Origin of the sequence: Sphingobium sp. AS12 (assembly GCF_019097845.1) — a bacterium.
In the GTDB taxonomy this organism is placed as follows: Bacteria; Pseudomonadota; Alphaproteobacteria; order Sphingomonadales; family Sphingomonadaceae; genus Sphingobium.
The window spans coordinates 30,460-44,859 of record NZ_JAHRGM010000025.1; the positions used below are offsets into that span (position 1 = coordinate 30,460).

The 14,400-nt window shown below is 58.4% G+C and carries 16 protein-coding genes and 1 pseudogene; 12 read left to right on the plus strand and 5 right to left on the minus strand.

What is annotated here, in order from left to right; all coding sequences use genetic code 11:
* Positions 1-420: 420 nt before the first annotated feature.
* The 3 genes from KRZ98_RS11885 to KRZ98_RS11895 form a co-directional block, all read right to left on the minus strand.
* Complete coding sequence (locus KRZ98_RS11885) at positions 421-1,134, minus strand: response regulator (RefSeq protein ID WP_217673743.1); 714 nt, start codon at positions 1,132-1,134, stop codon at positions 421-423.
* A complete protein-coding gene (locus KRZ98_RS11890) occupies positions 1,064-2,854 on the minus strand; it encodes an MHYT domain-containing protein (RefSeq protein ID WP_217673744.1) in 1,791 nt (596 codons plus the stop codon). Before KRZ98_RS11890 ends, KRZ98_RS11885 begins: the two co-directional genes overlap by 71 nt.
* 131 nt (positions 2,855-2,985) lie before the next feature.
* Positions 2,986-3,270 carry a hypothetical protein gene (locus KRZ98_RS11895; RefSeq protein WP_217673759.1) on the minus strand — a complete coding sequence of 95 codons (285 nt, stop codon included), beginning with the start codon at positions 3,268-3,270 and terminating at the stop codon, positions 2,986-2,988.
* Here KRZ98_RS11895 and KRZ98_RS11900 point away from each other — a divergent pair.
* The 4 genes from KRZ98_RS11900 to KRZ98_RS11915 all read left to right on the plus strand — a co-directional run bounded on the left by KRZ98_RS11900 (position 3,262) and on the right by KRZ98_RS11915 (position 6,927).
* On the plus strand, positions 3,262-3,513 hold the full coding sequence (locus KRZ98_RS11900) for a CopD family protein (RefSeq protein WP_254798286.1): 252 nt from the start codon (positions 3,262-3,264) through the stop codon (positions 3,511-3,513). The genes KRZ98_RS11895 and KRZ98_RS11900 overlap by 9 nt on opposite strands.
* Before the next feature lie 59 nt (positions 3,514-3,572).
* Positions 3,573-6,143, plus strand: coding sequence for a heavy metal translocating P-type ATPase (locus tag KRZ98_RS11905; RefSeq protein ID WP_302849107.1), 2,571 nt, complete (start codon positions 3,573-3,575; stop codon positions 6,141-6,143).
* The gene (gene cueR, locus KRZ98_RS11910; RefSeq protein ID WP_217673746.1) at positions 6,140-6,526 is read left to right on the plus strand and encodes a Cu(I)-responsive transcriptional regulator; all 387 of its coding nucleotides are present in this window, start codon (positions 6,140-6,142) and stop codon (positions 6,524-6,526) included. Before KRZ98_RS11905 ends, cueR begins: the two co-directional genes overlap by 4 nt.
* A 92-nt stretch (positions 6,527-6,618) precedes the next feature.
* Positions 6,619-6,927 (plus strand): ATP-binding protein, encoded by a 309-nt coding sequence (locus KRZ98_RS11915; RefSeq protein ID WP_302849108.1) that lies wholly within the window; start codon positions 6,619-6,621, stop codon positions 6,925-6,927.
* 786 nt (positions 6,928-7,713) lie between these two features.
* Here the strand turns inward: KRZ98_RS11915 and KRZ98_RS11920 are convergent.
* A complete protein-coding gene (locus tag KRZ98_RS11920) occupies positions 7,714-8,112 on the minus strand; it encodes a hemerythrin domain-containing protein (protein ID WP_217673747.1) in 399 nt (132 codons plus the stop codon).
* Positions 8,113-8,545: 433 nt separating this feature from the next.
* Between KRZ98_RS11920 and KRZ98_RS24560 the strand changes: the two are divergent.
* The 8 genes and pseudogenes from KRZ98_RS24560 to KRZ98_RS11960 all read left to right on the plus strand — a co-directional run.
* Positions 8,546-8,728, plus strand: a pseudogene (locus tag KRZ98_RS24560) (transposase); the annotation flags it as partial.
* A gap of 191 nt (positions 8,729-8,919) precedes the next feature.
* Positions 8,920-9,267, plus strand: coding sequence for an IS66 family insertion sequence element accessory protein TnpB (tnpB, locus tag KRZ98_RS11930; RefSeq protein ID WP_217673748.1), 348 nt, complete (start codon positions 8,920-8,922; stop codon positions 9,265-9,267).
* 57 nt (positions 9,268-9,324) lie between these two features.
* Positions 9,325-10,965, plus strand: coding sequence for an IS66 family transposase (locus KRZ98_RS11935; RefSeq protein WP_217673749.1), 1,641 nt, complete (start codon positions 9,325-9,327; stop codon positions 10,963-10,965).
* A gap of 214 nt (positions 10,966-11,179) precedes the next feature.
* A complete protein-coding gene (locus tag KRZ98_RS11940) occupies positions 11,180-12,154 on the plus strand; it encodes a GGDEF domain-containing protein (protein WP_217673750.1) in 975 nt (324 codons plus the stop codon).
* Positions 12,155-12,523: 369 nt separating this feature from the next.
* Complete coding sequence (locus KRZ98_RS11945) at positions 12,524-12,799, plus strand: hypothetical protein (protein WP_217673751.1); 276 nt, start codon at positions 12,524-12,526, stop codon at positions 12,797-12,799.
* Positions 12,800-12,941: 142 nt separating this feature from the next.
* Positions 12,942-13,163, plus strand: coding sequence for a hypothetical protein (locus tag KRZ98_RS11950; protein WP_217673760.1), 222 nt, complete (start codon positions 12,942-12,944; stop codon positions 13,161-13,163).
* Between the two features lie 54 nt (positions 13,164-13,217).
* On the plus strand, positions 13,218-13,505 hold the full coding sequence (locus tag KRZ98_RS11955) for a UvrB/UvrC motif-containing protein (protein ID WP_217673752.1): 288 nt from the start codon (positions 13,218-13,220) through the stop codon (positions 13,503-13,505).
* Positions 13,505-13,768, plus strand: coding sequence for a DUF3253 domain-containing protein (locus tag KRZ98_RS11960; protein WP_217673753.1), 264 nt, complete (start codon positions 13,505-13,507; stop codon positions 13,766-13,768). Before KRZ98_RS11955 ends, KRZ98_RS11960 begins: the two co-directional genes overlap by 1 nt.
* On the opposite strand, the gene KRZ98_RS24405 is transcribed toward KRZ98_RS11960, so the two are convergent.
* Positions 13,744-14,256: a GAF domain-containing protein gene (locus KRZ98_RS24405; protein WP_368389814.1), complete on the minus strand. Its 513-nt coding sequence runs from the start codon at positions 14,254-14,256 to the stop codon at positions 13,744-13,746. The two genes, KRZ98_RS11960 and KRZ98_RS24405, sit on opposite strands and share 25 nt — an antisense overlap.
* Positions 14,257-14,400 lie beyond the last annotated feature (144 nt).

A 14,400-nucleotide genomic window follows, 5' to 3' on the forward strand; every position in this document is an offset into this window, starting at 1 on the left:
CTTATCTGAGCGACAGGCTCGCCCGTTCCCACTGCGGGGGCATTATCAAGCCTCTCATCGGGGATGGGATATGCTCGCGCCTTGGGCTGCCATTCCGGCTAGCGGCTGCGAATGACGGCTGTTGCCATAAACGGTCATACGATAACTTATCTAATTTCGCGGTCGCGTGCTACGGAAACGGTGCTGCCTTGAAGCTGAGGCTGCTAAAACCCGTATTGATAATGAAGCGTTTGGGTAACCGCCAGCTGCGTTGCGACAATCCAAACAATCCCGTCTGACGCATCGCCGCCTCCTGTCATACCGAGTGAATCAAACCAGGCCGATATTGTCGAGGGTTATTGGAGGTGCCCACCTTATCTTGGTGCCCACCAAACCGGCAGCGGGGCAGGTTGCCGCAGGCATTTCGAACGCATTACGCCGTTAGGCGAACGTCCCTAACCGATGAATGGCCATTAAAAGCTCATCTACTCGAAACGGTTTACGAAGAATTTTCGCTCGGTTTCCAACAGCTTGTTTGACAGCGTCTGTATCTGCAAACCCGCTGGCGAAAAGGATAGGTAAGCCTGGCCAGCGCGCCTCGATGCACTTTGCCAATTCAGCGCCGTTCATTCCAGGCATCGCAAAGTCAATGATCGCGATGTCTGGGACATTTTCTTGCAATGCGACCAATGCCGCATTGCCATTTTCGGCTTGCGTCACGTAGTGCCCCTGGCATTCGAGCGCGCTTGCGATCATGCTTCTTACATCCTGGTCGTCGTCGACCAACAATATTTTAATGGAGCCCGTTCCCGCGATATCAACGGGTGTGACTGCTTGAACTGGGTCGTTTGGCTCTTCATCGGTGCAAGGCATGAGCACGCGCACCGTCGTGCCCTGCCCAAGGGTGCTATCGATGTGAACCGTTCCGCCCGCTTGCCGGGCGCTGCCATATATTTGGGCCAACCCTAACCCTGTTCCCTTGCCGACCGGCTTGGTGGTGAAGAACGGTTCCATGGCCCGGCGAAGTGTGGTCTCGTCCATGCCCGCGCCAGTGTCGCCTACCGCTATCTCGACATATTCGCCATCATCGACCTCTGGATGTCCCGAAATATAACGTACTGTGGTCGAGACCGTGAGGGTGCCGCCATCTGGCATCGCGTCGCGCGTTAATCGCCAAATTGAGCACCATCATCTCGACCTGTGTAGCATCTGCGAGGACCGGAACTGGATGGGGATTGAGTGCGAAATCGAGTCTGATCATCGGGCCCAACGTGCGAGCCAGCAGGTTATGTAACGGCCTAATAATGTCGCAGACGATGAGTGGGATGAGCTGGATGCGCTGAGCACGCGCGAAAGCGAGCAACTGGGCGGTTAGCTTAGCGCCGCGCTCAGCCGCCTCTAGTCCCGCCTCTGCATAACGCCGGACCCGCTCGGGTTCATCGGGACGCCGCCGGACTAAGTCGAAAGCGCCCACAATGGCCGCCAGTACGTTGTTGAAATCATGTGCCATGCCCGACACCAACTGGCCCACGGCCTCAAGCTTCTGACTATGGAGCAGAGCCTCTTGCGCTTCCCGGAGCTCACGCGTGCGTATCTCGACGCGCTCCTCAAGGGTAGCATTCAATTCGCGCAGCTTTTCTTCGACAGTGGCGCGTTCGATTACCAGCCGGGTCCGCTCGGCAATCTCTTCCATGAAGGCAATGTCCTGTCGCTGCCAAGCGCGGTGATCGCGATCATTGAGATAAACGATCGTGCTCAGGCGGCCGTCGCGGACAAACGGCACAACCAGGATCGCGCGCGTATCAACCGATTGAGCAGTTTCTCGCGTTTTTGCTTCATCGCTCAGTTCGGCATCAAGAAGATCATCGATGACGACAGTTTGCCCAGCGCTGAGTGCGGCGACGATTTTGACCCCAAACGCTTCTGCCGGATAGCGCCCGAGTAGGGGCGGCACGGTGCCGTCCGTCCAGCATACGTCATACTCGAAAATATCCTCAATCGGGTCGAGCTGGCCATAGCCGGTCCGGGTCACGTTGAAATGCGTGCCCATCAGCGCCGCGACTTCCTGGAGCGCCTCTTGCGTGTCGCGTCCGCGCAGAGCGTCCGCGATCCGTAACCTTAGCGCAATGCGCGCCTCGCGGCGCACGAATCCCTGGAACAGCCTCTCCACCGCTGCAGAACTCAAGGCCATCACGAGGATCAACACGGTAATGGCGCTGATGAGGATCGCAAGATAAGTCTGTCCCAGGCTTGCTCCGCCCGTCGTCATGTCCACCGATGACGTGGAAGTGAATATCGCGGCGCGCATGCCTGCATAGTGCATGCCCGCGATCGCCAGCCCCATGACTGCTGAGGCGACAAGCCTGTGGGACAATTTCTGATCGCGTGCGGTCAGCCACATCGCCGCCGTGGCGGCGCCGATCGCAATGAATATAGATATACCAAGCCACCCATGATCGTAGCTGAGGTCTGCGGCTATGCGCATCGCAGCCATGCCTAAATAGTGCATCGCCACAACGCCCGATCCCATTAGCAGCCCGGCGGCGGCCACGCGCCCTGCTGCCATCGTTCGCCAGTCCATTACCGCGAAGCCCGCGCCGGTGAATGCGAGTGCGATGGCGAAGGAAATCAACGTGAGAGCCAGATCGAAGCCCATCTCCATTCCCGGCATGCTGTACGCCAACATGGCGACGAAATGCATCGACCAGATGCCGCCCCCCAGCGCAACCGCCGCAGCGCCGAGCCACAGGCGGCGCATCCAGCCGGTTGAGGCACGCATCCGCATGGCCAGGCTGAGCCCTGAGAATGACGCGAACATGGCGATAAGAATCGACAGGATAACCAGATTGCTGTCGTGCGTGCCGGTCATGATCATGACCCACTGCTCCCATAGTCAGTGCCATAGTGCAACATATCCTCAACTCCTTGGCGTCATAAGAAAACGACCTCAGCAAAGATCAAGAACATCTTGAATTTATCGTGGTATCGCCACCGTGTCAGCGTGGATCATCTTCCGGCTTGAGGGTCAGCGTCGTCTCGCGAGATCGCGGTGGCAGCAACCAGCATACGGCCGCGCTTGAAATCATAGGAACTCCGCGAAACGACTGAACCAGTCCACATGGCGACTAGCTCGCAGGCCGATCTTTCCAGCATTTCTGAAATCTTGCTGGTCGTGAAGAATGGATCGGAAATGCGTTTAGCGATGTCCTTCGGGATGCCGGCTCCATTGTTGGTGGCGCAGACCCAGGGATAATGGCCCGTCGGTATGGCCAGCTGCTGTTCATGAGGCACGCCCTGTTTACCGCTATGCTCGCAATGGCGACGTCAAACCGGTTTCGCCTGACCCCGGCGCTCGAGGTCGGCTTCGACAGCGGGGCTAATCAAGTGGCTGTCGCTAGGCTTCGAAGACGCCTTTGGGCCGACGCGGCAGCAGGAGTGGTCATACTCGGATTAGTCGGGTGGCTTGGCAGCTTGAGCCGCCTGGCGGCAGCTGACGAGTGGAGACGGACGCGAGCACACCGCCACCAAATTTAGTCCTTGACCCTGACATGGTGTCAAGGACTAGATCCCTATGCGTCGAACAGGAGAAGGCAATGACCAACCCGAAATCAACGGCGCATGCAGGCCATGGCTGCTGCGGAGGTGGCGGCAAGAAAGCCAACGACCAAGCGGTCGGTCAGGTGAAAGATCCTGTTTGCGGCATGAGTGTGGACCCGTCGGCCACGCCGCACCATGCTCACGACCAGGATCAGGAATATCACTTCTGCAGCGCAGGCTGCCGGTCGAAATTCGTCGCCGATCCAGCAGCCTATCTCAGTCCCGCCAACCCGCCATCTCCCGCAGGCTCCCATTCCTGCTGTGGCGGCGCGAAGCCCAAAGGCACGGTGAAGGATCCGGTCTGCGGAATGGATGTCGATTCGCAAACGACGGCGCATCATGCCAACCACGCCGGCCATGAACATCACTTCTGTAGCGCAGGCTGCCGCACGAAGTTCGTGGCCAATCCCGAGGCTTATCTGAATTACGCGCCTCGGCCCGAACTTGAAGCGACATCAGGCGCGATCTGGACGTGTCCGATGCACCCAGAGGTCCGGCAGGAGGGCCCGGGAACCTGCCCGATCTGCGGTATGGCACTTGAGCCGGAGGAGCCGTCGCTCGATGACGCGCCGAACCCAGAACTTGCAGACTTCACCTACAGGACGTGGGTGGCAGGCATTCTTACGATCCCGCTGCTGCTCGTCTCGATGGTTTCCGAATTGCTCGGCTTCCAGTTCGTGCCTGGCGCGTGGAACCACTGGGTGCAGTTCGCGCTCACCGTGCCGATCGTGCTTTGGGCCGGCTGGCCTTTCTTCGAACGTGGGTGGGCGTCGATCCGCACGCGCAACCTCAACATGTTCACGCTGGTCGCGATCGGAGTCGGCGCGGCGTTCCTCTACAGTCTCGTCGCCACGGTCGCACCGCGGCTTTTCCCACCAGCGTTCCGAATGCATGGGATGGTGCCAGTCTACTACGAGGCCGCAGGCGTGGTAGTCACGCTGGTGCTGCTTGGCCAGGTCCTGGAGCTTCGTGCTCGTGCCGCGACCGGCCGCGCGATCCGTGCACTCATGAACCTGGCTCCGAAGACGGCTCGCCGCATCGCTGCTGATGGCTCGGAGGAGGAGCTTCAACTTTCGGAGGTCATGCAGGGCGACCGCATCCGGGTGCGCCCGGGCGAAGCCATTCCCGTGGACGGTGTGGTCGTCGATGGGCGTTCTTCGGTCGATGAGTCCATGCTCACAGGCGAGCCCGCGCCAGTGGCCAAGACGCCCGGATCAAAGCTTACGGGCGGAACCGTCAACTCCACAGGCAGCCTGGTCATGGAGGCTCAGGCGGTCGGTTCCGATACGATGCTCGCGCGGATCGTGAAGATGGTCGCCGAGGCGCAGCGCAGCCGCGCGCCCATTCAGGCGGTCGCCGATCAGATATCTGGCTGGTTCGTGCCACTGGTGGTGGCGATCGCAGTCGCGACCTTCGTGATCTGGAACCTGGTCGGCCCCGAACCGCGCTTCGGCCACGCGCTCCTGAACGCCATCGCGGTGCTCATCATCGCCTGCCCGTGCGCCCTGGGGCTTGCGACCCCGATGTCGATCATGGTCGGCACCGGCCGGGGGGCCCACGCGGGAGTTCTGGTGAAGAACGCCGAAGCGCTGCAGGCGCTTGAGAAGGTCGACACGCTGGTGATCGACAAGACCGGCACGCTGACCGAGGGCAAGCCAAAGCTGATCGCTATCGAGACGGTCGGCGGCTTCGACGAAGATGAACTGCTGGCCCTCGCGGCAGCGGTGGAGCAGCGCTCCGAACATCCGCTCGCACATGCGATCGTGGTCGCGGCGGAGGAACGCCGGATTGAAGTGCCGACAGCGGAGGCGTTCAACTCGACGACTGGCGCTGGTGTGGTGGCCAAGGTAGCCGGTCGGTCGGTCGCCATCGGCAACGCAGCGATGATGCGGGCGGTTGGCGCTGCACCAGAGGTTATCGAGGAGGCGGCCAAGGTGCGGCGATCCGAAGGGGCTGGCGTCATGCTCATCGCGGTGGACGGGCATCTGGCCGGCATGCTCGTGGTCACTGATCCCGTGAAGGCGTCTGCGCACGGAGCGATTAGCGATCTTCATGCCGAAGGGCTGCGCATCGTGATGTTGACGGGCGATGGCCGCGGCACCGCGGAGGCGGTGGCCATGATGATTGGCGGTATCGACGAGGTGCATGCCGACCTAAAGCCAGAAGACAAGGCAAGAATCATAGGTGAACTCAAGGCGAAAGGTGCCGTGGTGGCCATGGCCGGTGATGGCATCAACGACGCACCGGCGCTCGCTGCGGCAGACGTGGGTGTAGCCATGGGCACGGGCACGGACGTTGCTATCGAAAGCGCGGGCATGACGCTGACGAACGGGGATCTAGCGGCCATGGTCCGAGCGCGCCGACTAGCAAAGGCCACGATGCGGAACATTCGCCAGAACCTGTGGTTCTCGTTCGTCTTCAATGGGGTCGGTGTGCCAGTCGCGGCCGGGGTGCTGTACCCGGTGGCTGGCATTCTGCTCTCGCCCATGTTGGCAGGCGCCGCGATGGCTCTCTCGTCATTTGCTGTGGTGACGAATGCATTAAGGCTCAATAGGGTGCGGCTGTGAACATCGGCCAGGTTTCAAATGCGAGCGGCGTCTCGCAGCGAATGATCCGCCACTACGAGAAGATCGCGCTGATCCCCGCGCCCCCGCGCCGGGACAGCGGCTATCGCGACTACTCTGACGCCGATGTCGCGAGGCTGCGGTTCGTCGCCCACGCCCGCGACCTCGGCTTCCCTATCGAGGAGATCCGGGCGCTGCTAGGCCTATGGCTAGACAAGTCGCGATCAAGCGCAGACGTGAAGGCGCTCGCCGCCGCGCGCGCCGAGGAACTGGGCCGCAAGGCCAAGGCACTGGAGCAAATGCGCGCGACGCTGCTTGACCTTGCAGCGAAGTGCCATGGGGATGAGCGGCCTGACTGCCCGATTATCGAGCAGCTTGCCGGCTGAAGCGTATCACTCCAGAGAGGGCCACCTTGCGGTGATTGGTTGATATTTCGAGATGGCTCCGGTGCAAGCGCTGGTCATTAATCGCGGCCTTGATGTCAATAGCAAACGGCACGGGCACAGATTGCTTGTTGAGAACCCTACGCGCACTGCTGTTCGTTCTGCTCAGCAATCGCTACGAGCGCACCAGCGTCAGCATCACCACCAACCTCAGCTTCAGTGAATGGGCCATCGTTTTCGGCGATGCGAAGATGGCCACCGCGCTCCTCGATCGGCTTACCCATAACTGCCATATCCATGAAACCAGCAACAACAGCTTCAGGTTCAAGAACAGCTCGGCCCAGCAGCCCATAACCGGAACGAGAAATCCCCTTCTTGACCCACCCCGGACATCTGAAACATAAACGCAAGGTGGGTCACTTCTCAGCAGTAATCAACACCGACGGGACTATCGGGAACTTGTCATGAGTCTCAACTATGATCATGTCTACTCCCCACAGCCTGTTTAAATGTGCAGTCGGTCAATTCCTGAAATGGTGAATAGTATGGCCTCGGAGGTAATTTTCGCTCCTCGATTGAAATTTTCTGGTCAGATTGATTCTTAACTGTTCGCTAAGGACGAAATATATGGATCGGTTGCGGACCCGCTTCGTTTCGGGTGGGGAGGGCCAGCAGTGACAAAGCCAATATCCGTTCGAATCGCGAAACGTATTAAACTTTTCGAGCCCGCGCTGGTTCGTTATCAGCATGCTGTCGAACGGATACATCTGTTGGACCTGTCTTGCACAGGTGCGCTGGCGCATGGTGCGAACCCGCCCACTGTCGGCACTATCATACGTATCGAATGCAAGACGCTCTCCATCGCCGCTCGGACCGCTTGGGTCCGTGGTCCTAAATATGGAGTGGCATTTCTAACTCCCCTATGCTCCGACGATTTGAATAATTTGATAGCGATCGCAGCAGCCGTTGTCCCCGCTGCTACCCCAGGAAGGTATCGAACCGGTCTCGCCTATGAGTGATGAATGAAGTGAAGGCGCTCGATAAAGAGATACGGGCAACGACGACGCGGCTTATCAATGCGCGTTGTCGCCGTCCCCTTTTCGGCATCGAATCCGCGAAAGTCATATCCAGCCCGCGCACGCTCCCATGCTAGCCCGCCGCAGCGACCAAGCAGTTGATAGCGTTGACCATCATGCAGCCTTATGAAGGATGATCGGGTATATCGCGCTGCGTTCCCATAAGATACGCGCCTGGAGAGCGTCAACAATCTTCCGGAAAGCTGCTTTAAAACCTGCTGGTTCATCCCATACGCGTTCCGGCGGCCAATCTGTATTGCAGGCGATCAGGCCATAGCGCCAGGCCAGCAGCTCGTCGTGATAGCGTCGCATGATTTCTGGCTTTATCTGTTCGCTGCACTGTTCCAACAGCGCCGCTTCTGCTTTGCAATGCGCAGTCACGGTACGTGACAACGCCAGGCGTGCGCGGTTTAGTTTGTCAGAGCTGTGCGCTGGGAAGTCCTCAACCACCTCCAGAATGGCTCGCGCCAAATCGAGCATTTCACGATGTTGCACGTCTAAATACTCTGTCATCCTTGGCTCCCCCGGTTGGCGAACGCATTTTGTCGCAAAGCCGAACTTAAGAACGGGTTAAACGGTCAAGAATTTAGGCCCAGTTTCAAAAACCTATCACTTGGACGGAGGTTGGTGCTGGACATGGGGAACCGGTTCAATCCAATCCAGACTCATACCGGCTGTCAGTCCATGGTCTCCAACCGATCCCTTGCACGATCGAACCGAGGCGAAAGGCGGGCTGTCACCACCTAGGAATGATAATTGGCGGTTAAGCAGTCGAGTTTGCCTCGATCGGAATTACCTTCCGTTTACTCATGCTGAGTATGGTCTGGCTATGCCGCTGTTTTCTCGAACAACAAACCGAATGCGCCCAATTTCGCACGACGATGCGGAGTACGCCTCCGGTAGCGGCCGCATTGTCGGTCGGATGTAGCCGGCGCATTGCGCGGGCATGGATGAGATAATCAGCGATGTGTTTCCGGGCGTTCGTCGCCTGGATGTATTGGAGACGGGCCGGCGTAGGCGTTGGACCGATGACGCAAAGCAACGGATCGTAGAGGAGGCGTTTCAGCGCGGCGTTTCAGTTTTGACGGTAGCGCGGCGCCATGATGTTGATCCATCCCAGATCTATGATTGGCGCAGACGGCTATTTCCGCAGATTTCCAGAGGGATATCCGGCTTTGCGCCGGTGGTTGTGACCCCTGATTGCCCAGTTCCGTCGTCACGCGGCCAGATGGAGATTGTTTGCGGCAATGGCCGCCGGATCATCGTCGACCGCGACGTCGATGTCGCCGCGCTGCTTCGGGTGCTGGCGGGGCTTGAAGGATGATCCCCGTGCCGAGCGATGCGAAGATCTGGATCGCGCTGGGTCACACAGACATGCGACGTGGCATGCGCGGTCTGGCGCTGCAGGTTCAGGAAAGTCTGAAGCGTGATCCTCATCAAGGGGATCTGTACATTTTCCGGGGGCGCAGCGGATCATTGATCAAGATTTTGTGGCACGACGATTTCGGCATGTCGTTATATGCAAAACGGCTCGAGAAGGGGCGTTTTGTTTGGCCTTCTGCGAAGGACGGTACGGTGCCGATTTCGGCCTCGGCACTGGCCTGCCTGCTAGAGGGCATTGACTGGCGCAACCCGCAGAAAGCCTGGCGTCCGAGCAAAGTTGGGTAGCATTTTTCTGGCGATTTTCCTTCGGGCTCAGGGCCGATTCTGCTAGGGATTCCGGCGATGGAGACGCTCTCGGCCCGCGATATGCAAGACCTGCGCGAGGCCGTTGCCCGCGCGGATCTGCGCGCCGTCGAGGCAGAGGCCAATGCCGCCCGCGTCCTGGCAATCAACGCTGATCTGATCGCCCGCAACGCCCATCTTGAGCTGCAAAACGAGAAGATGCGTCGCGCGCTGCACGGACCATCTTCGGAGCGTTCGCGCCGCCTGATCGACCAGATGGAACTCGAGTTCGAAGAGCTAGAGGCCACTGCAACCGAAGATGAGATCGCTGCGCAGCAGGCAGCTGCAAAAACGACCACTGTCGAAGCCTTCACACGCAAGCGTCAAACGCGCCGGGAGTTTCCGCCAGGTCTTCCCGTCGAGCGGGTCGTTATTCCCGCCGAGAAGAACTGTCCTTGCTGCGGTTCGGATAACCTGAGCAAGCTTGGCGAGAGCGTCATTCGTGCGCTTGAGACTGTGCCTGCCCAGCACAAGATCATCGAGACCGTGCGCGAGCGCTTTTCCTGCAGATCGTGCCAGACCATCACGCAGCCGCCAGCGCCGTTTCACGTCACGCCGCGCGCCATGTTTGGCCCGCATTTCCTCGCATGCCTTGCGTTCAACAAGTTCGGGCTGCACCAGCCACTCAATAGCCAGCGCGATCGCCTCGAGAGCCAGGGCATCCCGCTCAGCCTTTCGACGCTTGCCGATCAGATCGGTGCGATCGCTGCCGCTGTGAAGCCGGTTTTTCTGCTGCTCGAAGCGCACACGCTCGGTGCCGGGCGCCTCCACGGCGACGACACCACCGTGCCGCGCCTGGCAAAGTACAAGACCGACATCGCCCGGATGTGGACTTATGTCTGCGATGATGCGCCGTTTGCAGGTGGGCGGGCACCGGCGGCACTGTTCTACTATTCTAGGGACCGCAAGGGCGAGCACAGCCGGGGGCATCTCACTGGCTATCGGGGCATCCTTCAAGCCGACAATTATGCCGGCTATAACGCGCTTTATGACCCCGGTCGGGCCGAAGGGACGATTACCCACGCTGCCTGTTGGGCCCATGCGAGGCGATACTTCTTCGAACTTGCCGACATCGCCACCCAGCTGAAGCGTAAACCTGGCAAGCGTGTCGTCATCTCGCCACTTGCGATTGAGGCCGTACAGCGCATCGACCGCATCTTCGCTATCGAGCGCGATATCAACGGCAGTCCTGCCGCCGAACGGCTTGCCGTGCGCCAAATCCTGTCAGCCCCGCTGGTCGCGGAGCTGGGTGACTGGATGCGTGAACAGCGCGGGCTGCTCTCCTCTAAGGACGCAGTCGGCAAAAAGATGGATTACATGCTCAACGCATGGCCCGCTTTTACCGCATTCCTCGAAGATGGCCGGATATGTCTCACGAACAACGCCGCCGAACGCGCCCTGAGAGCCATTGCAAGAGGAAGAAAAGCTTGGTTGTTCGTCGGTTCTGACCGTGGCGGTGAGCGCGCCGCAATGATGTACACCCTCATCGCCACTTGCAAACTCAACGATGTCGATCCCCTCGTCTGGCTAACCGACGTGCTCACGCGGATCGCCGACATATCCCAGAACCGCCTCCATGAGTTGCTGCCATGGACCTGGAAACACCTGCGCGAAAAGATCGATACCGCTCAGGCGGCCTGATTTGCCAGCAGCGTAAACCCGATCTCACAGGAATATCGGTAGCGATACTCCTATGAGGTCTTACCTCAAAAATGCTGCGCGCCTGCGGTCCACACCGGATGCGTACGATGCGGAGGGCGAGAACTCGGTAGTTTCTCACACAAGACCTTTAGGTCCAGTGCACGATCGAGAACGCGCGAGGCGGCGGTTATATGATGATGTCGGTGAGTTTCTGTTGGCTCACGATCTCTCCATAACTCCTTTGAATTTTGGGCTTGCCCATGACTATCTTGCGCGCACTAATCGCGCAGTCGAACTCGAAATTGATGCGATAACAAAATCTGACGATCCGCTGTCGGACGCGGTTATGCTAGAAATATCGCAGAGAACGAACCTCGTGCCAACAGCAGAAGCCCTTCTTGATATGCTTAAAAAAGCACAAGAGGGTGTCAATGTGCTGGATGGATTAGCGACTGCCTCTCGTATATCTGTGCATATGTATGGCGATGCATTACGCGCAGATATCAATCAGGCCGAACGGGGCAAAGAAGTTAAGCCCTTAGTTTCTAAATTGCTGGAACTCACTTCTTCCATGGTGTCGCGCACGGACAAACTGCAGAACGAAATGGATCAGAATCAATCTGAAATATCTCGACTTAAGTCTAAGCTGGATGCGGCCCAACGTGCTGCGAACAAGGACGCTTTGACAAACCTCCCGAACCGACGCGCCTTCGATGCTCAGCTTGAGCATGAAGCCAGCAAAGCATTCGCAGACGGTGGTCAGCTTGTGCTGGCGATCTGCGACATTGATCATTTCAAGTCGATTAATGATACGCACGGTCATGATACAGGAGACCGAGTTCTCCAGTTCGTTGCAAACCAGCTTAAGCAAAACTGCCGGCGCTGTTTTGTTGCCCGGATTGGCGGGGAAGAGTTCGGGATATTGCTGCCGGGCCATTCCGTCCCAGATGCAATGGTCAAACTGGACGCTGCACGTCAAAACCTTAGCGAACGAAACATTGTCAATCGTCGCACTGAGCGCGCTATTGGGCGCGTGACATTTTCAGCAGGTTTGGCCGACCGGTTGAACTATGTCGACGGGAGCACTGCGCTAAAGGCGGCTGACGAGGCTCTTTACCTCGCCAAGCGCACTGGTCGGGATCGAGTGTGTGCCGCTTCTTTCGTTCCTCGATCTTCAATAGCCGAGTGATTTCATCCAAGCAGGATGGAAGTTTAGTATTTCCTTGATAAACGACGTCACAGTGGCGTGCACATAGGTTCCGTACCGATTAAATTGCTTGGGGAGATGGTGCTCTGGGCTATGGGCTGGCGGGATCGTCAGGATCTCCGTCGGCTATTCGCCATTGCGGTCCCCATCGGTGATCTTTGGTAGTTTCTCACAAAATGTTCGAAACAACGGCAGGCAATGCGGTCGAGCTAACCTACTGATACTAATCAGTTTAATTTCGGATCAAACACTCACTGCTGCAGCATCCAGCCAAAGTAGATTTGTTGCTATGTTGGAACAAACGGTTTCCGCGATAGTTACCACATCCACAAATCGTGGAGGATTAGTGCTATGGTCGACGTTCGTGATGATCGTGTCATTGTGAAAAAGAGCAATACTGGACGGACGATTGCAATTTTTGCGATACTCGCACTTGCAATAGTGGGTCTTTTGTTCGCCACCGGCTTCTGGAGCGCAGATGTTAAAGGTGGCGACTTGCCTGAAGTCAGCGTCGATGGTGGCGCGCTGCCGAAGGTCGATGTCGATAGCAAGGAAGTCGTTGTCGGCACCAAGAAGGAAGAAATTGAAGTTCCGACTGTCGGCGTCAAGGACAATGGCGGCGAATAAGGTTTCGCTCCCATAGCGAGTGAAAGGCTCTCCATATCACTATGGAGAGCCTTTTTCATTTACGAAGCAGCAACCACTGGTGACTTGCTCCCAGAGATTTCCCCCATTCTAATATAAGATCTGCCCACAAAGGCGCAGACGTATGAGGAAGAGCCGTCTTACCGAGGCGCGGATTATCGGGATGATCAAGGGACAGGAGGCCGGGCTACCGACGGTTGACCCTGCAAAGTCGGTGGTAGATATTGCCATTCATCGGCCAAAACCCGCATGTCGTTTTTTTCGAGACCAGACGATTACCGGTCGCTTCTTTAGCTATTCGCGCAAATGGCGGATTTCGGCGATGTGCGCATCGACGTTAGTCTAAACAACCGGAAATGGCGCATTGGTGCCCAACGCCCCGGTCATGCGTTCCCCCTATATGACCGACACGATCGAAACCCTCCAAGCAAGAATGGACGCTGCGGCTCGCGCCTTGGACTTTGAGGAGGCGAAACGATGCCGCGACATGATAAGTCTGATGCGGAGGGGTGCCACGGCCACCGAAGCAGAGCGGGCAGACCTGTCAGGCATTGAGCGTCAGCAGCCGGGGGCCATGGGCTTGGGAACAAGCCGCCAGCGTGTCACTCCTCCCCCGGGCTGGAAGCCGCCTGCTAAGCCAGACCTGATGACTACCGGCGAAACCACTCGCCGAGGACGGCGGAAATAATGACAGCCAGCGCGCGGGACGCGGCGCTGGCGTTGCTCGCCGCGCGGACACCGGGTGCGACTGTATGCCCGAGCGAGGTGGCCCGAGCCATTGCTCCCGGCGAAGCATGGCGTGCCGCGATGCCAAACGTTCATGCCGCAGCGGACCGTCTAAATGCTGACGGCCTTGTTCGACTGAGCTGGAAGGGGAAAGCCCTGACGCAACGGAGCGGGCCATATCGTATCGGACGCGTGGATAGCTACGGGAAGATACCGAGCATGTAGTTCAGGCCGCTTGCGGCACCGCATCGGGCAGCGTCGCTGTAGCCCGCCGCTCCGGCATACTGCCCAGCATCCGGCCAAGCGTAGGTAGCCGATGATCTTGCAGCAATGAGCGTTTCCACCGAATGCGCCAGTTCAACCAGGAGCTTCATGTCACCGGGATCGACATCGCGTGGCTTGTCATCGATCACGCACAGCGTTCCCAAGGGAAGCCGCCTTGACGATGTGTTTCGCATTTCAGCACGTATCGGGACGCCCGCGTAAAAACGTATATTGGGCGCGCCAGTGACGAGGGGATTGCTGGAAAATCGATCGTCTCTGGTGGCATCCGGAACGATCAGAATGTCATCGGCAGCGAGGGCATGCGCGCAAAATGCAAACTCGCGCGGTGTCTGATCGACCTCGAGGCCAATCTTGGCCTTGAACCACTGGCGATCCTTGTCGATCAGAGAAACAAGGGCGATCTTATAGCCCGTAATACCAAGTCCCAGTGAGGATGACTCACGCGGGGGATTGAACTAACCCGCTGACGCGGGAGCGAGGTGGGTATTGGCCGGAATGGCCTCCTGATGAGAAGGTTTGGTTGCTGGACCAACCCTCAACCAGGAGACCATCCCATGACAGATGCCACGACA